The sequence below is a fragment of the Burkholderia contaminans genome (assembly GCF_029633825.1).
Lineage (GTDB): Bacteria > Pseudomonadota > Gammaproteobacteria > Burkholderiales > Burkholderiaceae > Burkholderia > Burkholderia contaminans.
Window position 1 is genome coordinate 1,137,298 of record NZ_CP090641.1, and the last position, 18,354, is coordinate 1,155,651.

Sequence of the window (18,354 nt, forward strand, 5' to 3'; positions counted from 1 at the left end):
CAGCGTCGTCGTCATCGCACGCGCTCCACCGTCAGGGTCGTGCCGCCGGGCGCCTGGGCCTGCAAGCGGCGGTCGTACATCGACTCGCCGTAAGCCGGCGGCGCGATGAAGCGGCCCGCGTTGCTCGCCTTGATCCGGTAGACGAACTCGCGCACGTCGGTCGTCGCGGTGCCGTAGATCACCACGCGATCCTCGCGCACGTCCGCGAACTGCGGCTGCCACGTGGAACCCTTCACGCCGATCGGCGAACGCCACGGGGCATCGGCCACCGGCGCCGACGCGCCGCCGTCGCCGTTGCTGTCGCCGTCCTGCGTGTCGGTGACGGGCGGCGGCGCGATCACCGGATCGAAGCCGCCCGGCAACAGGTCGACGATCGCGATGTTGCCGACGCTCGCCGAGCCGGTCGCACGGATCTTCAGGTGCACGTCGATCTCCTGGCCGACCGTGATCTTGTCGAGCGGCTTGCCGTCCGTGCCGGTATAGTCGCGCACGATCTCCAGCCCGTTCTTGATCGCCTTCGTCGACGTGCCGCGGTCGTAGCCCGACTGGCTCGTGATCCACCATGCGGGCAACGTGCTGCCGTTCACGAAGTCGACGCGCGATGCAGCGGCCGACCACGTGCCGGAGCGCACGAGGTTTGCCTGGATCGACGACACGTCCTTCGGCGCGGCGCCCGCGCGCACCTCGTCGATCGCGAGCTGGTCGAGCTGGCCCGCGCTCGACGCCGCATATGCATCGAGCGCGAGGATCGTCATCGCCGACGACAGCGTGTTGTAGCGATTGTCGACGAGCGGCGCGGCGAGGTTGTCGATCGCGCGCGGCGACAGCTTGCGCACGCGCTCGGGGAAGTGCTTCGCGATCAGGTACAGCACGCTCGCGTCGCGCGTCAGCGGATCGAGGTAGTAGCCCGTCACGTAGCCGCCGTCGGACGCACGCTTGCGCTCGAGCAGCGCCTGCGGGCCCGCGATCAGCGCCGCGGCCTCCTTGTCCTGCTTCAGCAACTGGTACGACGCAGCGAGCCATGCGGCCGCGAGATCGTTCTTCCAGTCGTTCGGGTACGCATCCTGCAGCCGCTTCTGCACGGCCGCGAGGCTGTTGGTCGTCACGTTGCCCTGGCGCGTCAGCAGATACACCGCATACGCGCGCTGCCGCAGCAGGTCGAGCGAGCCGAGCGAATCGTTCGCCGCGAGCTTCTGCAGATACTGATTACCCGCGTCGAGCATGTCCTTCGGCACCGCGATGCCGCGCTCGCGCGCGTCGAGCAGCACGTGCATCGCGTACGCGGACACGAACGGATCGGCGTCCGGCGTCGCACTCCACAGCCCGAACCCGCCCTGCGCGTTCTGCCGGCTGCGCAGCACCCCGAGGAACTGCGCGATCGCCGCCGCGTTCGTCGCGTCGGCACCGGCGTCGGTTGCGTGCATCGCGCTCGTCAGCGCGCGTACCGACAGCCACTTCGCCGCGAACACGCGCGGCACGGCCGCACTCACCAGCTGCTCGCTGCAGGCGTGCTCGAAGTTGACGAGATACGACGACAACCCTTCGGACAGCACGAGCGGCGCGGTGGAGATGCTCGCATCGCGCGACGCATACGCGTCGTACATCGACCGCAGGTTCGGCACGCTCGCCTTCTTGCCCGGATCGAGGCGCGCGATGTCGAGCTGCGTGCGGAACGCGGCGGCCGGCCGCACCGACACGTCGACGCGCTGCTGCGCGCCCTTCGCGCCATAACGCGCGCCGAACGACAGCGAACCCGAGCCGAGCGTGTCGGTCGCCTTCACGCGGAACATCGCGACACCTTCGTGCTGCGGCGCGAGTGCAACGTTCTGCGTAGCCGGCCCGACCACCTGCAACTGCGGCCCCGTCTTCAGCGTGACCGCGACCGGCACCGGCTGGTTGCCGACACCCGTCAGGTTGTTCGCGACACCGACGCTGACGTCGGCCTCGTCACCCGGCGCGAGCGTGGTCGGCACGTTCGGCGACAGCACGAAATCGCCGCGCACCGTCGTCGCGCCTTCGAACGTACCGACGAGATCCGGCGACACCGACACGGCCATCACGCGCAGCTTGCCGTTGAAGTAATCAGGCACGGTGTAGCTCAGGCGCGTGTCGCCGTTCACGTCGACGATCCCCGACCAGTAGACGACCGGCTTGTCGCGCTTGCGCTTGAACGGGTTCAGCTGGCGGCCGATTGCATCGTCGGCGTCGCCGCCCGGCGCGGCCATCGCCATCAGCTTCTCGAAGTCCGGCAGGATCAGGTCGAGGATCTGCGACGTGCCGACTTCGAGCATCCGCTTGCGGAAGAAGAACTTCAGCGGATCGCCGAGCTTGTAGCGCGCGACCTGCAGGATGCCCTCGTCGACCGCGAACACGACGACCTTCGCGGGCTTCGCCGAATGCACGGTGAAATTCACCGTGTCGCCGGGCTTCACGAGCGCCGGCGCATCGACCGACACCGCGTTGCGGCGCGCATCGAGGTTCACCGAGAACGGCACGACGCCGTAGCTCAGCGGGCTCATGAAGATCTCGTCCGACGACGGGTCGCGGATGTACTGCACGTTGATGTAGCCGTTGCCTTCGAAGCCGGCCGGCACCGTGATGTGCTGGATCGAACTCGTCGTGTCCGCATGGAACCACGCGTGCGCATACACCTTGTCGCGCTCGATCGTGATCAGGCCGCTGCCCGCGTAAGGCGCGCGGATCGCGATCTCGACCTGCTCGCCCGGCTTGTAGTCGTGCTTCGCGAGCGTCACCTGCAGCTCCGCGTTGCGGTCGAGCGAACGCGTGACGTTCGCGTCGCCCGTGACCGAATACTCGATCCGGTTCACCGCGGCGCCGGCCGCGTTGCGGATCACGAGCGCATAGCTGCCCGGCTTGTCGGTACGCAACGTGAAGTCGAGCCCGGCTGCCGGAATCGCCAGCGGCTTCTCGTCGACCGGCACTTCCTTCAGCCGCGAATCGTATTTGTACGCGCCGGAATCCTGCTTGGTCAGCACCGACACGTAGCGTTCCTCGACGAGTTGTGCACGCAGGTCCTTCACGTCGATCGCCTTCGCGTTCGGATCGATCGCGACGAGCCGCACCGTGCGCGGGCTGCCGCGCTTCACGTAGCCGAGATCGTCGACCGACTTGTAGCCGACGAGCCAGTCGTTGTTCGACACGAGCGCCTGCGCGTTCGCGGCGACGTTGCGCCCGCCTTCCGCTTCATAGGCCTTCGCCTGGAAGTAGAGCTGGTAGGTCGCGTCCGCGTACTTGTCGAGATCGAGGTCGAACTCCGCATGGCCCTTGTCGTCGGTCGTGCCGTCCTGCAGCGTCGTCGTATAGCCCTCCTTCGCGCGGCGGGCATCGAAGAAGTGATAGCCCTGCCAGCTGCGGAACGACGGCCACACCGGACGCAGCGTCAGCGTCGCCGCGACGCGGCGCTTCTCCGCCGGCGTGCCGAACAGGTTCTGCGCATCGACGATGCCCTTCAGCCCCTTCGGCTTCACCCATCCTTCGACGACCTGCTGCGACAGCTTCGCGTCGACCTTCATCCGGTCGGGCAGGAACTCCTTCACCTGCACCGTCGTGCTGCCGATCGGCTCCGCACCGGGCTGGCCGTCCTTGACGATATACAGGTTGACCGTCCACGTGCCGGTCGGCGCCGTTTCGGCCGTCGTATAGCCGAGCTCGGTGAAGCCGGTCGCATCGACCGTCACCGGCTTGCGCTCGACGGTGATCCCGCGCGGGTCGACGATCTCCGCCTGCAGCGGCACGCCGGCCGGGCTGCGCGCCCAGCTCGCCGCGCGCACGATCAGGCCGATGTGGAACGGATCGCCGGGCCGATACAGGCCGCGATCCGAGAACAGGTACGCGGACAGTTGCCCCTGGCCCGTCGCATTGCGCTCGCCGTCGACGTCGAAACGCGAGAAATCGAGCTGGCGATCGCGGCCGGCCACCGGCAGGAACGACAGGTCGGTGTCCTTCTTCACGACGTACAGCTGCGGCCACTTCTCGCGGTCGAGCCCCTTGAACGCGGGGAAATGCACGATGCCGTCGGCGCTCGTGGTCTGCGTGAACAGCGCCTGGCCGTTCACGGCGAGCACCGATACGGTTGCGCCCGCAACCGGCTTGCCCGTGCGGATCGACTGGATGAATACGTCCTGGCTGCCGTCCAGCGCCTTCTTGACCAGCATCCCGAGATCGGTCACGACGATCAGGCGCGTGTCGCCGAGCGCGTTGTCGCTGTCGTCGCCGTTGCCGTTGCCGTCGCCCGAATCGGCGTTGTCCGACTGATCCTGGCTGCCGTCGCCGGACGATGCCTCGCCATCCTTCGCATCGTCGGCCTTCTTCTTCTCCGCCGCCGGGTCGTACTTCGTCAGGTGCAGCAGGAACACGCCGCGCTTGCCGCCCTTCAGGTACTGGCCGAGATCGATGCCTTCGTAATGCGCCTTGCCGGGGTCGCCGGCCGGGAACGCACGCGTCTGCACGAAGCGCTCGACGATGTGATCCTCGCTGAACGAATACGACAGCTCGGGCCGCGCGTACGTGCCGTTGTTGAAGCTCACGACGTGCTGGAGCTGGTCGGGCAGCACGCGGCCGATCTCGACCTTCATCCCCGGCAGGTTGCGCGACACGACCGACAGCCGCTTGCTGCCGCTCATCGACAGCAGCGAGCCGTCGGCCATGAAGCGCAGCAGCTTCGGATAGTCGGGCACCGTGAACGCGGTCGTCACCGGCTCGGCGAGCAGGTAGCCGCCGGCCGATTTCAGGTCGCCCGCGAAACGCACGACGATGCGATCGCCCGGCGTCGCGTGGTACTTGAAGCTTTGCAGCGTCGCGTAGTCGTTCTCGGTCGGCACCGCCTCGAGCGGCAGCGGCTTCGACTGCTTCAGCACCGCGTCGCTGATGTCGGCCACGTTCCATTCGTACGGCGGATCGTCGTCCGACTGATCGACGCCCGGCTTGCGCTTCGGCAGCACCCACGCCTTCGCGCGTGCGGCCAGATCCACGCTGCGCACGCCGTCGGATGCTTCGGCGACGAGCACCTGTTCGGGCTCGTAGCGCTCGTTGTCGACGAGCGTCGGCGCGACGTTGGCGATCGACAGGCTGTAGAGCCCCGGCACGTCGACCGACGCATGCAGCACGTCCGGCGTGCCGTTGCCGCCGCGCGAACTCTTCACGCCCTTGTCGACGTCGAGCCGTGCCGCCATCGAGTTGAGTGGGATCTCGAGCGACTGCGAGCGGACCCATGCGCTCGTCTTCATCTTGTCGTAACTGACGGTGTAGCGCAGCGGCGTCGTATTCTTGCCGTCGCGGCCGACCAGCACGAGGCCGATGCGCTTCTCGAACTCGGCCGGATCGACCGGGTAGTTGAAGCGCAACTGCATCAGCGCCTGCTTCTCCGCCGGGTTGTCGGGGTTCTGGTAGAACTCATTGTTGCCGAACGTCGCGGCGAACGCGGGCAGGTCGAACGCGAAACGGTCGTCATGCATCGTCACCTGCGGTGCGAACACCCGGTGCACCGCGAAGCGCACCTCGACGTGCGCGCCGACCGGCCAGTCGGCCGCCGGCGTGAAACGCAGCGTCTTGTCGTCGGCCCACTCCCACGCGCCCTTCAGCGTGGGCGTCATCTCGATGCCGTCGCCGGCCGGCTTGCCGACGTGTTCGATCGGCGCGGCCGACTGCGCAAACACGACTTCGAGCGGATGCACGGTGATCTTCGGCTTGTCGGTATCGTCCACCTCGTAGGTGGTGATCGCCGGCGCCTTCACGGTGAAGCTGACAGTCGCGGGCTCGGGCGGCTTCGGGCGATGCTTGAACCAGTAGCCGCCATAGCCGAGCGCGGCCGCGAGCAGCACGAGGCCGCCCGCATGCCACGGGCGGCGGCGCACGGCCGCGGCGGTGACGCCCATCCACGTGGGCGCCGTCCACGATACGTCGCCCACCAGCGGCCGCAGCGCGCTGCCGAGCAGCCACCACAAGAAGCCCGCCACGCGAATCGGCAGGAGCAGCAGGAAGCGCAGCAAATCCATTGTTATTTCCTTGTCAAGGACATGCTGCCTGGTGCGGCAACCTTCCCCGAATTGTTATGGGTCTGTGACGGCGCGGCCCGGTTGCGCCGTAATTGCTTGGTATGTTCGACCGGATGCTGGGCGCCATTATCGATCAGACCCGAAACGATGGAAATATCGGCGTGCCGGCGCGCAACGCCGCCGGATGACCGGCCGGTCGGGCGGATATCGGCCGTCCATCGCGCAACCTCTGCACACGTCGGCGCCGCGTTCGCTAGAATGCGCGGCTCGGCAGGATCGAATCGAAATGAAAGGAAACCGCTTGAAACTCCCGTTCGAATGGCAGATCGGGCTGCGCTATGCGCGCGGCGGCCGGCGCACGGCCGGCGACGGCTTCGTGTCGTTCATTGCCGGCGCCGCGATGGCCGGCATCGCGCTCGGTGTCGCCGCGCTGATCGTCGTCCTGTCGGTGATGAACGGATTCCGGACCGAAGTGCGCGACCGGATGCTGTCGGTGCTCGCACACGTGGAAATCTTCTCGCCGACCGGCGCGATGCCCGACTGGCGGCTCACCGCGCACGAATCGCTGCGCAATCCGGCGGTGCGCGCCGTCGCGCCCTATGTCGACGCACAGGCGCTGCTGACGAACGCGGGCAGCGTGACAGGCGTCGCGCTGCGCGGCATCGATCCCGTGCTGGAGCCGCGCGTATCCGAGATCGCGCGCAAGCTGAAGACCGGGCGGCTCGACGCGCTCGTGCCGGGCGAGATGGGGATCGTGCTCGGCTCGGCGCTGGCCGACGCGCTGCACGTGAAGATCGGCGAGCGCATCACGTTCTTCGCGCCCGGCAACACGGCGCGCATCGGCGACGCGCTGCCGCAGTTCCGGCAGTTCAACGTGGTCGGCACGTTCGAGTCGGGCCACTACCAGTACGACAGCGCGCTCGCCTACATCCACATCCGCGACGCGCAGACGCTGTTCAACGTGCGTGCGCCGACCGGCGTCCGGCTGCGCCTCGACGATCTGCAGCGCGCGCCGGAGATCGCGCTGGAACTGTCGCGCACGCTGTCGGGCGATCTCTATATCCGCGACTGGACACGGCAGAACCGCACGTGGTTCGAGGCCGAGCGGCTGCAAAAGCGCATGCTGTCGCTGATCCTGATGCTGATCGTCGCGGTCGCCGCGTTCAACCTCGTGTCGTCGCTCGTGATGACCGTCACACAGAAGCAGGGCGACATCGCGATCCTGCGCACGCTCGGCGCGCCGCCCGGGTCGATCATGAAGATCTTCGCGATCCAGGGGATGACGATCGGCCTCGCCGGCACGCTGGCGGGCGTCGCGCTCGGCTGCGCGATCGCGGTGAGCATCCCGTGGGTGCTGCCCGCGATCGAGCAGTTGCTCGGCATCCGCTTCCTGACGCCGTCCGTGTACTTCCTCAGCTCGCTGCCGTCGAAGCTCGCGGCGACCGACGTGATCGAGATCGCCGCGGCCGCGTTCCTGATGTCGTGCGTCGCGACGCTCTACCCGAGCTGGCGCGCCGCGCGGGTACGGCCGGCCGAAGCGTTGCGCGACGAATAGGCCCGCGACGCCCGGTGCCCGGCTCGCCGTGGCGTGCCGTCATGCGACCTCGTGGAAACCGACGCTGTTGCGGCCGTTCAGGATGTCCTCGAACGCCGCCCCGAAGCCGACGTCGATCAGGCCCGGGCGTCGGCCGTAGGTCTTCTGCCCCGAATCGTCGACGAAGATCGCCGCCCCCGACGACAGCTGACGGTCGGTCTCCAGCAGTGCGAGCGTGCCGCGCGCGCTGCCGGCCGACGGGTCGAGCGTCAGCCGCGTGCCGTCCTGCGTGGTGAAATGCCCGCCGACCTCCTCGAACGTCCGGTTGCGCACGACGGACGCGTTGATCTCCTTCATGAACAGGAAGTCCGCGTCGGCGCGCTGGCTGGCCACCTTGCGATCGTCGTCCGTGAACGTCTCGCCTACGGCGGCCGCGCCCTGCTCCGCGAAGTCGACGGCCTGCTGGTGAAACGCGCGCGTCGCGAGCACGAGGCCCGCGTTCGCATTCAGCGTCGACTCCACCCACGCGCGATCGCTTTCCGTCATCGTCTTCGCTACGACCTTGATCTGGCCGTTGTCGGTCGTGAAATCGAACTGCGCGTCGGCCAGGTCCGGCCGCTTCGCGATGATCTCGTGCATGCTCGCCGCGAGCTGGCTCGTGACGTCGCGCAGCTTCGTCGACAGGTTGCCCAGTATCGACATCTGCTTCATGCGCGCCGCCTGCATCGCGTCCGGGTCCAGCGCCCGGATGGTAATCGGCGCGTCCTGCGGTTGCCCGGCCGCCGCGTCCGTCTGCTGGCGGCCGTCGAGCGCCGCCTGCTGCGCCATCTGCGCGAGCGAAAGGCCGCTCGCTGCCGTGACCGAAGTCGTCATGCCCTCTCTCTCCTTTCAATCTGTTTTTTACCGTTTACGGACAGATTTCCCGGAAATTTAGACCGATCGCAGGTCCGTCGCCTCGCACGCTTAAAAACTTTGTTTGACTCAAACTAAAAAAGTTTGACACCGAGATTTCACTGAGATAAGTTTTGCGCAAGCTTCCGGAAAGCATTCCGGCCGGCCCCGCCGACTCGCGTCGCGCTTTCCTGCCGTTGCAGCACCGCCGTTCGCACCATCCCCGCCTCATCGCATCGTGCCGTTGCGTTTCATCTGAAACCTGAAGGAAGATCGGGCATGCACGCATTTGATTCGCACTCCTGTATTCATTTCGCGCCGCCGGACCCACTTCGACCGGGCGGCCCGAATCAGCCGCCGCGCTGACGCTTTTCCGGTCGGGGCGACGCAGTCGCCCTGACGCTCGCCGGGTTGTGCGATGCGTGACGCGCGTCGACACCGGCCGTGACACCCGGGCATCGCGCCCGGCGCTTTCGCAGGTGCAGTTCCGTTTCATCCGATGCAGCACCCGGCCGGGCCGCAGGGGGCATATCGCGGGCCGGCCGGTTCCAGACAATCACAAGAAGAGGTCGACAATGGACATTCATCGAACCGGATTGCGTCGCGCGTGGCTACCCGCGCTCGTTGCGGCCGCAACGCTCGCCGCGTGCGGCGGCGACGACGGCGGCAGCGTGGCGGGCGTCTCCGCGCTCGCGCAGGGCAAACAGGAGGAGGCCGCCGCGTCGGCAGCCGACAAGCAACTCGCATCACGCATTTCGCCCTCCGGCGTCCCGTACGCCAATCAGGCCAGCGGCGGCCGCTACCGGCCCGTGATCACGAACGGCCAGGTGCAGCCGTCGCTGTCGGGCGGCACGATCGAGGAGAACGCGTGGGTCGACACGCCGGTCGACTCCGACGGCGACGGCACGCGCGACCGCATCCACGTCCGCATCGTGCGCCCGACCGAAACCGCGAACGGCGCACGTACGCCCGTCATCGTGCTCGCGAGCCCGTACTACGCGGGCCTCGCCGACAGCCCCGACCACAACGTCGACGTCGAACTCGACGGCACGCCGCATCCGGCCGCCACGGCGGCCACGGCAGCGACCGGCGCCTCCGCGCGCATCATGGCCGCCGCGCCGCAGGTGCGGATGCTGCAGCAGGTCGAGGCCGCCGCCGCCGGGCGCTCGTGGATCGAGGGCTACTTCATCCCGCGCGGCTTCACGATCGTCTACGCGGATTCGCTCGGTACTGCCGGGTCGGACGGCTGCCCGACGATCCTCACGCGCGACGAATCGGTCGCGATGGCATCGGTGATCCGCTGGCTCGGCCGCGACGCAACCGCGAAGGACGCGAACGGCAAGGCGGTCGTCGCGAACTGGTCGACGGGCCACGTCGGCATGTACGGCGTGTCGTACGACGGCACGCTGCCGAAGATGGTCGCGAGCCTGCGCACGCGCGGGCTCGACGCGATCGTGCCGGTCGCCGGGCTGACCAACATGTACGGCTACTACCGCTCGGGCGGGCTCGTGCGTGCGCCGGAGGGCTATCAGGGCGAGGACGTCGACGTGTACATCAAGGCGCTGCTGACGAACGCGCATCCGGAGCGCTGCACGCACCTGATCGACGAAGCGCTGCAGCAGGAAGACCGCAAGACCGGCGACTATTCGCCGTTCTGGGCCGCGCGCGATATTCCCACCGCGTACGCGGTCGCGCCGGCGCTCGTCGCGCAAGGGCTCACCGACGACAACGTGCGGGTCGACCAGTCGACGCTGTGGCATCTCGCGATGCGGCGCCAGGGCGTGCCGACGCAGCTGTGGCTGCATCGCCTGAAGCACACCGACCCGACCCGCGTGCCGGCGATGGCCGATGCGTGGACGGCGGAAGTGAACCGCTGGTTCACGCGCTACCTGATCGGTTTCGACAACGGCGTCGAACGCGATCCGCGCGCGGTGATCGAGCAGGCGGACGGCACGCTGCTGAAGGAAGCGGACTGGGCCGCGCGCCACGCCACGCCGGTCACGTACTTCGCGGGCGGCGACGGCGCAGGCACCGGCACGCTGCTGCGGCTGCCGAGCGGCGGCCCGCTCGCGCGCTTCACCGACGATGCGCGCATTCCCGCGCTCACGCTGGCGAACGCACCGACGGGCGAGAACCGCAGCCGGTTCGAAACCGCGCCGCTCACGGCCGCGACACGCCTGTCCGGTTCCGCGACCGCGCGCGTCAGGCTGACCTTCACGGCCGTGGCCAACGTGACGGCCCTGCTGGTCGATCGCGCGCCGGACGGCACGGCCACGATCGTCACGCGCGCGTGGACCGATCCGCGCAACCGCGTGTCGGAGTGGGTCTCGCAGCCGGTTCTGCCCGGGATGCCGTACGACCTGAAGCTGACGTTCATGCCGCGTGACTACAAGCTGGAAGCCGGCCACCGGCTGGGGCTCGTCGTGATGTCGAGCGACAACGAGGCCACGTTGCGGCCGACGCCGGGCACCGGGCTGACGCTTGACCCGGCCGGCACGTCGGTGACGGTGCCGTTGACGGCGTCCTGAACGGCGGCGTGACCGTCCTGAAGCGATCCCGGGACGCCAGTGCACCGGCGTCCCGGGATCGCTCCATTCATTCGCTTCCATTTCCCGATTCTTATCGAAACAGAAGCAACGACTCTTTAAAACAACAATTCCACGCTTCATCAATCAATTGCATTATTGAATCGAAATCGGAAACAATCTGATATCGCTTGACATCGATTCCCCGCCGGCTAGATTTAAAAGTCAATAATCCGGACATTTGTAGCCGGTCGCTGCGGGGGCATGGCAATGAACAACCTGGTTACCAGCAAAACCGTCGCATCCGCGTCGTCATTGAACGATCGGCGTCGCCAGCCATTCGCGGCCGTTCGAGGCCAACTGCAAAACGATTACGAATCGCGGGTCATGGAGGCCTACCAGGACGATCCGGCGCAGTGGAGCAAGGCGATTGGCGATCGCCTCTGGTTCCAGTTCGGCGTCTATGACGATCCCCAGTCGCCCAGGCCGGCCGACCTCGACGAATCGGGCCTCAGGTATTTCGAACGGCAACTGAAGATCGCCGGCCTGGACACGCCCGGGCGCCAGCCGATCAACCGGATACTCGACATCGGATGCGGCTGGGGAACGGTGCTGCGCGATCTGTCCGAGCGGTTTCCCGGCTGTCATCGCCTGGACGGCATCAACATCAGCGATCGCCAGCTCGAATACTGCGCCGAAGTCAACGCCGCGCGCGGCGTCTCCGACAGGATCAACCTGTTCCGGTGCAATGCACTGGACATCGACCTGCTGCCGGACTTCGACGTGCCCTACGACCTCGCGATCATGCGCGGCGTGATCTCCCATTTCCCCTATGATCTCTTCGAGATCGTGATGGCCAAGTTGCGCCGGCGGCTGGCCGCAAACGGGACGGTCATCGTTTCGGATAACTTATATAACGTCGACCTCTCCGAATACCGTTCCGATACGCCCGACCTGGTCGACAGGCTCGCGTGCAAGTATCGCAAGACGCCCGCATACCTGCGCCAGGTGTTCGAGCAAAGCGGCTTCCGCGTCCACGACATGCAGGTCCTGCCGAACCGGACGGACGCGACGCGATGGCTGCTGGACGTTCAGGACAACATCGAGCGCCATTTCCCGACGGGCGCGGTCGGCGCGCTGGAAGAACTCCGCGTGATGTGCGAAAGCCTGGCCGTCGCCATCGTCAAGCGTCAGGTTTCCATCTACAGCTTCGTGCTCAAGCACGGTTGACGAAGGCCACCCGTCCCGGCCGCCGGACATCCAGCCCGAGATCCCGCCATGACAGATATTCCCAACTTCGTTCGCAACCTGCCGGGCCTGCCGAAGCCCGGGGAAAAGATCTTCCATCCGGATTTCCATCTGCAACTGAAACCCATGTGGCATCCGCTCCATGACGAGGCGGAACGCCGGATCGCGCTCACGGACAGCCCGTACATCCTCGCCTACTACGGCAGCCAGAAGGCCGTCGAACATTATCTGGCGCAAAGCATGCCGTCATTCGGCGGGCTGTGCTATCCGCACACGCTGAACGACAGGATCTACGATCTGGAACGGATGATGAGCATCACCACGCTGATCGACGACACCATCACCAACCCCGCGATGCTGGATCAGGCGCAACAGCGCTCGACATTGCGCCAGCACTACTTCGATGCAATCGCCGGCATTCGCCCGCCCGACACCGCGCCCATCGCGCAATTGCTGTACGAGGGGCTGCTGCCCGTCAAGGCGCATCTGGCGTCGAAACCGCGTGTCTGGAAACGCATGGAGGACGCGCTGCATACGTTGATCGTCCGGCAGACGGATCCGCTGGCGTTGAAGATGGACGAACTCACGTTCGATGCCTACCTGGAGATGCGGCGCATCGACAACTACGGGGAATGGGCGGCCATCATGACGGAGTACGCGATCGACGTCGACATGACCGAGCACCTGGTGGCCGACCGCTCGCTGGCGGAAATGAGAACGGCCGCCATCGATTCGATTACGCTGGTCAACGACCCGTATTCATTCCGAAAGGAAATTCATATCGCCGATTCGGTCAACTCGGTCTGGCTGCTGATGTACCGGGAGGGCCTGAAACTCCAGGACGCGCTGAACAAGCTGGCAACGCTGGTGGCCGAGAACGAGCGCAACCTGATGGCCGCGCGCGACCGCGTCCTTGCCGGCCCGCTCGGGAATCGGGCGGATGTGCGCGCCTACGTGACGGAGCTCGAGCATCTGGCGTCCGGCAACGCGGAATTTCACGCGATCAGCACGCGCTACCACGGCCGGGATTTCAAGGGGAAACGGTTCATTTCCGGCGAGGTGACCATTCGGGCGCTACCCTCGACGGATGAAGTCGCCGCGGCCGATCTGGCCGGTATCCGTCCCGCGAATTGAGGCAACCGGATCGGCGACGCAAACGCATCGATTCTGTCGAAACAACGGCAACAGACTCGCTGCGGCAGAAAAAACCGCCGTGCCTGCCGCACGAGCGGCCCTCACACCGGCGTCAGCACCGGCTGCCCTGAAAAGTGCCGCTCGGCATTGTCGATGAACTGCCGCACCGACCGATCGAGCGCCTCGGGCGACCAGCCACCCATGTGCGGCGTCAGCACGACGCTGTCGAGATCCGTCAGCGCGCGCGGCGGCTCGGGTTCGCCTTCGTACACGTCGAGCCCCGCACCCGCGATGCGTCCTTCACGCAACGCCTCCGCCAAAGCAGCCGTATCGACAACACTGCCGCGTGACACGTTGACGACGAACCCGCCGGGGCCGAGCGCATCGAGCACCGCGCGATCGATCAGATGCCGTGTGCCCGCGCCGCCCGGTGTCGCGACGATCAGGAAATCGGCCCACTGCGCGAGCGCGTCGACGCGGTCGAAATAGCGATAAGGGACCTTCTTCTCCGAACGATTGTGATAACCGATCTCAATGTCGAAGCCGGCCGCGCGGCGCGCGCACTTCTCGCCGATCTTGCCGAGCCCGACGATGCCGAGCTTCTTGCCCGACACGTTCGGCGGCATCGCCAGGCCGTCGCGCCACACGCCCGCACGGGTTTTCGCATCGAGCTGCACGACGTTGCGCACCACCGCGAGCAGCAGCGCGAACGCGTGATCGGCCACGCAATCGTCGTTGGTGCCGGCGCCCGTGACCACGGTCACGCCGCGCGCCTTGGCGTGCGTCACGTCGATGTGCTCGTACCCGGCGCCGAGCGCGCTGACGAACGTGAGTTGCGGAAGACGATCGATCTCGGCGGCGGTGAGCCCCGTGCTGCCGTTGGTCAGCACCGCGCGTATGGCGCCGCCGTGTTCGGCGATCGCGCGTTCGCGCTCTTCGGATGTGGGGGCGTAGCGCACGTCGAACGACGCGGCGATCTCGCGATGCGCGTCGCCGCGCAATGCGATGAGAACCAGCAACTCGGGCTTCATGTCAGGAAGTGTCGGCAAGGCGGGAACGGATTCAGTGTAACAAGCCTGCAACACGGATGCGGGTAATCCCCACACGGGCTGTGGGCACGCCGCCGCATGCGGTTTGCCAAAGCCGGCTCAGTCAAGTAACTTTCGGCGTACGCCCCCGTCCTGGAGATTGGCCCGTATGAAGCTCGCCCTGCCCGCCCGGATCCTGGGCCTCGCGCTCGCCGCTACCCTCGTCGCGCCCGCTGCGCATGCCGACACGCCCGTCGTGGTGTCGTCGAAGATCGACACCGAAGGCAACCTGCTCGGCAACCTCATCGCGCAGGTGCTGAAGGCGCACGGTATCCCCGTCACCGAAAAGATCGCGCTCGGCACCACGCCGATCGTGCGCAAGGCGCTCACGAGCGGCGAAATCGACGTCTACCCCGAATACACCGGCAATGCCGCGTTTTTCTTCAACAAGGCGGACGATCCGCTGTGGAAGAACGCGAGCCAGGGTTACGACACCGCGAAGCAACTCGACTACGCGGCGAACCATCTCGTCTGGCTCACCCCGGCGCCCGCGAACAACACGTGGGGCGTCGCCGTGCTCGCACCGGTCGCGCAATCGCAGCACCTGAAGACCTTCTCCGATTTCGGCAAGTGGATCGCCGGCGGCGGCAAGGTGAAGCTCGCGGCGTCGGCCGAATTCGTGAACAGCGCGTCCGCCCTGCCGTCGTTCGAGAAAGCATACGGCTTCAAGCTGAAGCCCGACCAGCTCGTGGTGCTGTCCGGCGGCGACACGGCCGCAACCATCAAGGCTGCCGCGAACCAGACCGACGGCGTGAATGCCGCGATGGTCTACGGCACCGACGGCGGCATCGCGTCGAGCGGCCTCGCGGTGCTCGACGACGACAAGCACGTGCAGCCCGTCTACGCGCCCGCACCGGTGATCCGCGAAGCCGTGCTGAAAGCGCACCCGCAGATCGCCGACTACCTGAAGCCGGTGTTCGCGAGCCTCGACCTGAAGACGCTGCAGTCACTGAACGCGCGCATCCAGATCAACGGCGAACCGGCCGCCGGTGTCGCGAAAAGCTACCTGAAATCGAAGGGCTTCGTTAAATGACGGGTCGCGCGGCGGCGTCCGCGCGGCGCATCACGGCGGACAAGGTCGGCATCCTGATCGGGGTCCTGACGATCGTCGCCGTGCTCGGCCTGCCGTTCGCGGTGCTGCGGCCGAACCGCATCGCCGCCGGCACCGACCTGTCGGTGTTCACCGCGCTGCCGGCCCTGCAGGGCGCCGGGCTCGCCGCGCTGTGGATCGTCGGCGCGCTGTGGGCGATGACCGCGAGCCGCCCCACGTGGCGCCTCTTGGCCGGCTGCGCGTGGCTCGCCACGCTCGCGTACGCGGTCGGCGCGGCCGCGACGCACGTCGTCGCACCGGACGACACGCTCGCCCGCGTGTCGCCCTCCTCCGGCGTCTGGCTGCTGCTGTTCGCGTGGGCCGTGCTCGTCGCGGATGCGCTCGCGCGCCTCGCATTCGGCCCGTGGCGGCGTCTCGCCGCGCTCGTCGTCGCGATAGCGGCGATTTCGGTGCCGCTCGCGAGCGGCTGGTGGGACGGCCTGTCCGTGATGCGCGAATACGCGGTGCGCAGCGACGACTTCTGGATCGAGGCGATCCGGCACGTGTCGCTCACCGGTGCCTCGGTGGCTGCCGCGCTCGTCGCGGGCGTGCCGCTCGGCATCGCCTGCGCGCGCATCGCGGCGGTGCGTACCGTCGCGATGCCCGTGCTCAATATCGTGCAGACGATCCCCAGCATCGCGATGTACGGGCTGATGATGGCGCCGCTCGGTTTGCTCGCCGCGCACGTGCCGCTCGCGGCCGCGCTCGGCATCCGCGGCATCGGCGTGGCGCCTGCCGTGCTCGCGCTGTTCCTGTATTCGCTGCTGCCGATCGCGTCGAGCGTCGTGGTCGGGCTCGGCCAGGTGCCGCCGCACGTGACCGAAGCGGCGCGCGCGATGGGCATGACGCGCGTGCAGCGGTTGCTGCGCGTCGATCTCGTGCTCGCGCTGCCGGTGATCCTGAGCGGCGTGCGCATCGTGCTCGTGCAGAACATCGGATTGACCGCGGTCGCCGCGCTGATCGGCGGCGGCGGCTTCGGCACCTTCATCTTCCAGGGGATCGGGCAGTCGGCCGCCGATCTCGTGCTGCTCGGCGCGATCCCGACGATCGCGCTCGCGCTGGTGGCGGCCGTCATATTCGAAGCCGCGACCACGCTCGCGAAGGGGCGTGCAGGATGATCGAGATCGAACGTGCGGGCAAACGCTTCGGCGATATCGTTGCCGTCGACGACGTCACGCTGACGATGAAACGCGGCACGATCACCGCGCTCGTCGGCGCATCGGGCAGCGGCAAGTCGACGCTGCTGCGCATGATCAACCGGCTGATCGCGCCCACCAGCGGCACGATCCGCATCGACGGCGTCGATACGGCCACCGTTGCGCCCGAGCAGCTGCGGCGCGGCATCGGCTATGCGATCCAGGGGCACGGGCTGTTTCCGCACTGGAGCGTCGCGCGCAACATCGCGACCGTGCCGCGCCTGCTCGGCTGGCCGGCCGACCGCATCGACGCGCGCGTGAGCGAATTGCTCGACCTGTTTCATCTCCCGCCGGCCGAGTTCGCGGACAAGCTGCCGCACGAACTGTCGGGCGGCCAGCAACAGCGCGTCGGCGTTGCGCGCGCGCTCGCGGCCGAGCCCGCGATGCTGCTGATGGACGAGCCGTTCGGCGCGCTCGATCCGATCATCCGCAACAAGGCGCAGGACGACCTGTTTGCATTGCAGCGCCGCCTCGGCATCACGGTCGTGATCGTCACGCACGATATCGAGGAAGCGCTGAAGCTCGGCGACACGATCGCGGTGATGGACGGCGGCCGGCTGCTGCAGGTCGCAACGCCTGCCGAGATTCTCGGCAAGCCGGCAGCCGGCGTCGTCGAACAGCTGGTCGCCGGCGTCGACCGGCCGCTGCGCCTGCTCGCGCTGACACCGATCGACGCGGTGGCCGAACCCGGTCATGCCGACGGCGAACCGATCGCCGCGACACGCACGCTGCGCGATGCGGTGTCGGAGCTGCTGTGGCGCGGTGTCGATGCGCTTCCGGTCGACGATGGCGACGGCCGCAACCCGCGCCGCATCACGCTCGACGCGATCCGTGCACACGCAAGGAAGCCCGCATGACGACGCACGGCAGCACGCGGCCCGGGCGGTCGGCACTTCCCGCTTTCATCGCACGCGCGGCCGCGCTCGCGCTGCTGCTCGTGCTGCTGTTGCGACCCGCATGGCTGCAAGGCTTGTTCGCGCCGTTCGCGGACAACGGCGCGCCGGTCATCTACGATCGCGCGAGCCTGCTCGACCTCACGCTCGCACATCTCGGCACGGTCGCATTGTCGAGCGTGATCGGCACGATCGTCGCGGTCGCGGCCGGTATCGCGGTCACTCGGCCGTGGGGCGCGGATTTCCTGCCGGTCGCGCGCAGCGTCGTCGACATCGGCCAGACCTTCCCGCCCGTCGCGGTGCTCGCGCTCGCGGTGCCGGCCGTCGGCTTCGGCTTGAAGCCCGTGCTGATCGCGCTCGTGCTGTACGGCCTCCTGCCCGTATTCGAAAGCACGATCGCGGGGCTCGAGGACGTGCCGCGCGACGTCGTCGACGCCGCGCGCGGGATGGGGATGAGCGGCTGGCAGCAACTGGTATCGGTCGAGCTGCCGCTCGCGTTTCCGGTGATCATCAACGGAGTCCGGCTCGCGGTCGTGATCAATCTCGGCACCGCGACGATCGGCTCGACGGTCGCCGCGCGCGGGCTCGGCGACGTGATCATCGCGGGGCTGCAGACGTCGAACACCGCGTTCGTGCTGCAAGGCGGCGTGATCGTCGGGCTGCTCGCGGTGCTCGTCAGCGATGCGATCGGCGCGATTGCGCGGGTGGCGAGCGCGCGGCGCGCGTAGAATCCATTGCGCG

Annotated in this window: 11 protein-coding genes; 8 read left to right on the forward strand and 3 right to left on the reverse strand. The window is 67.5% G+C overall.

The features are described 5' to 3' along the window. Positions 1–11 precede the first annotated feature (11 nt). Positions 12–6,014 (reverse strand): alpha-2-macroglobulin family protein, encoded by a 6,003-nt coding sequence (locus tag LXE91_RS22820; protein WP_039346563.1) that lies wholly within the window; start codon positions 6,012–6,014, stop codon positions 12–14. A gap of 301 nt (positions 6,015–6,315) precedes the next feature. Here LXE91_RS22820 and LXE91_RS22825 point away from each other — a divergent pair, with 301 nt between their 5' ends. Further along, a complete protein-coding gene (locus tag LXE91_RS22825) occupies positions 6,316–7,569 on the forward strand; it encodes a lipoprotein-releasing ABC transporter permease subunit (RefSeq protein WP_039346685.1) in 1,254 nt (417 codons plus the stop codon). A 39-nt stretch (positions 7,570–7,608) separates the two neighbouring features. On the opposite strand, the gene LXE91_RS22830 is transcribed toward LXE91_RS22825, so the two are convergent. Continuing rightward, positions 7,609–8,421: a hypothetical protein gene (locus LXE91_RS22830; protein ID WP_039346566.1), complete on the reverse strand. Its 813-nt coding sequence runs from the start codon at positions 8,419–8,421 to the stop codon at positions 7,609–7,611. 593 nt (positions 8,422–9,014) lie between these two features. On the opposite strand from LXE91_RS22830, the gene LXE91_RS22835 reads away from it, so the two are divergent. From LXE91_RS22835 to LXE91_RS22845, 3 genes are all read left to right on the forward strand, one after another. Next, positions 9,015–10,967 carry a Xaa-Pro dipeptidyl-peptidase gene (locus tag LXE91_RS22835; RefSeq protein ID WP_039346569.1) on the forward strand — a complete coding sequence of 651 codons (1,953 nt, stop codon included), beginning with the start codon at positions 9,015–9,017 and terminating at the stop codon, positions 10,965–10,967. Positions 10,968–11,234: 267 nt separating this feature from the next. Next, complete coding sequence (locus LXE91_RS22840) at positions 11,235–12,194, forward strand: SAM-dependent methyltransferase (protein ID WP_052760200.1); 960 nt, start codon at positions 11,235–11,237, stop codon at positions 12,192–12,194. A 327-nt stretch (positions 12,195–12,521) separates the two neighbouring features. Then, a complete protein-coding gene (locus LXE91_RS22845) occupies positions 12,522–13,346 on the forward strand; it encodes a terpene synthase family protein (protein ID WP_189440439.1) in 825 nt (274 codons plus the stop codon). A gap of 101 nt (positions 13,347–13,447) precedes the next feature. Here LXE91_RS22845 and LXE91_RS22850 read toward each other — a convergent pair whose 3' ends face one another. Beyond that, positions 13,448–14,377 (reverse strand): 2-hydroxyacid dehydrogenase, encoded by a 930-nt coding sequence (locus LXE91_RS22850; protein ID WP_039346571.1) that lies wholly within the window; start codon positions 14,375–14,377, stop codon positions 13,448–13,450. Between the two features lie 166 nt (positions 14,378–14,543). Between LXE91_RS22850 and osmF the strand changes: the two genes are divergently transcribed. From osmF to LXE91_RS22870, 4 genes are read left to right on the forward strand one after another with little or no spacing between them, the layout of a single operon-like run. Beyond that, positions 14,544–15,467, forward strand: coding sequence for a glycine betaine ABC transporter substrate-binding protein OsmF (gene osmF, locus LXE91_RS22855; RefSeq protein WP_039346572.1), 924 nt, complete (start codon positions 14,544–14,546; stop codon positions 15,465–15,467). Then, positions 15,464–16,642: an ABC transporter permease gene (locus tag LXE91_RS22860; protein ID WP_039346575.1), complete on the forward strand. Its 1,179-nt coding sequence runs from the start codon at positions 15,464–15,466 to the stop codon at positions 16,640–16,642. Before osmF ends, LXE91_RS22860 begins: the two co-directional genes overlap by 4 nt. Further along, positions 16,639–17,577, forward strand: a complete 939-nt coding sequence (locus LXE91_RS22865) for an ABC transporter ATP-binding protein (RefSeq protein ID WP_039346579.1) — start codon at positions 16,639–16,641, stop codon at positions 17,575–17,577. The genes LXE91_RS22860 and LXE91_RS22865 overlap by 4 nt, the downstream gene beginning before the upstream one ends. Next, positions 17,574–18,341 carry an ABC transporter permease gene (locus LXE91_RS22870; protein WP_039346581.1) on the forward strand — a complete coding sequence of 256 codons (768 nt, stop codon included), beginning with the start codon at positions 17,574–17,576 and terminating at the stop codon, positions 18,339–18,341. Before LXE91_RS22865 ends, LXE91_RS22870 begins: the two co-directional genes overlap by 4 nt. The last annotated feature ends 13 nt before the right edge of the window (positions 18,342–18,354 follow it).

Excerpts from the sequence above, each read along its gene's own strand:
- LXE91_RS22820 (WP_039346563.1), bottom strand. The coding sequence starts at position 6,014 with ATGGATTTGCTGCGCTTCCTGCTGCTCCTGCCGATTCGCGTGGCGGGC.
- LXE91_RS22830 (WP_039346566.1), bottom strand. The coding sequence starts at position 8,421 with ATGACGACTTCGGTCACGGCAGCGAGCGGCCTTTCGCTCGCGCAGATG.
- LXE91_RS22835 (WP_039346569.1), top strand. The coding sequence starts at position 9,015 with ATGGACATTCATCGAACCGGATTGCGTCGCGCGTGGCTACCCGCGCTC.
- LXE91_RS22840 (WP_052760200.1), top strand. The coding sequence starts at position 11,235 with ATGAACAACCTGGTTACCAGCAAAACCGTCGCATCCGCGTCGTCATTG.
- LXE91_RS22845 (WP_189440439.1), top strand. The coding sequence starts at position 12,522 with ATGAGCATCACCACGCTGATCGACGACACCATCACCAACCCCGCGATG.
- LXE91_RS22850 (WP_039346571.1), bottom strand. The coding sequence starts at position 14,377 with ATGAAGCCCGAGTTGCTGGTTCTCATCGCATTGCGCGGCGACGCGCAT.
- osmF (WP_039346572.1), top strand. The coding sequence starts at position 14,544 with ATGAAGCTCGCCCTGCCCGCCCGGATCCTGGGCCTCGCGCTCGCCGCT.
- LXE91_RS22860 (WP_039346575.1), top strand. The coding sequence starts at position 15,464 with ATGACGGGTCGCGCGGCGGCGTCCGCGCGGCGCATCACGGCGGACAAG.
- LXE91_RS22865 (WP_039346579.1), top strand. The coding sequence starts at position 16,639 with ATGATCGAGATCGAACGTGCGGGCAAACGCTTCGGCGATATCGTTGCC.
- LXE91_RS22870 (WP_039346581.1), top strand. The coding sequence starts at position 17,574 with ATGACGACGCACGGCAGCACGCGGCCCGGGCGGTCGGCACTTCCCGCT.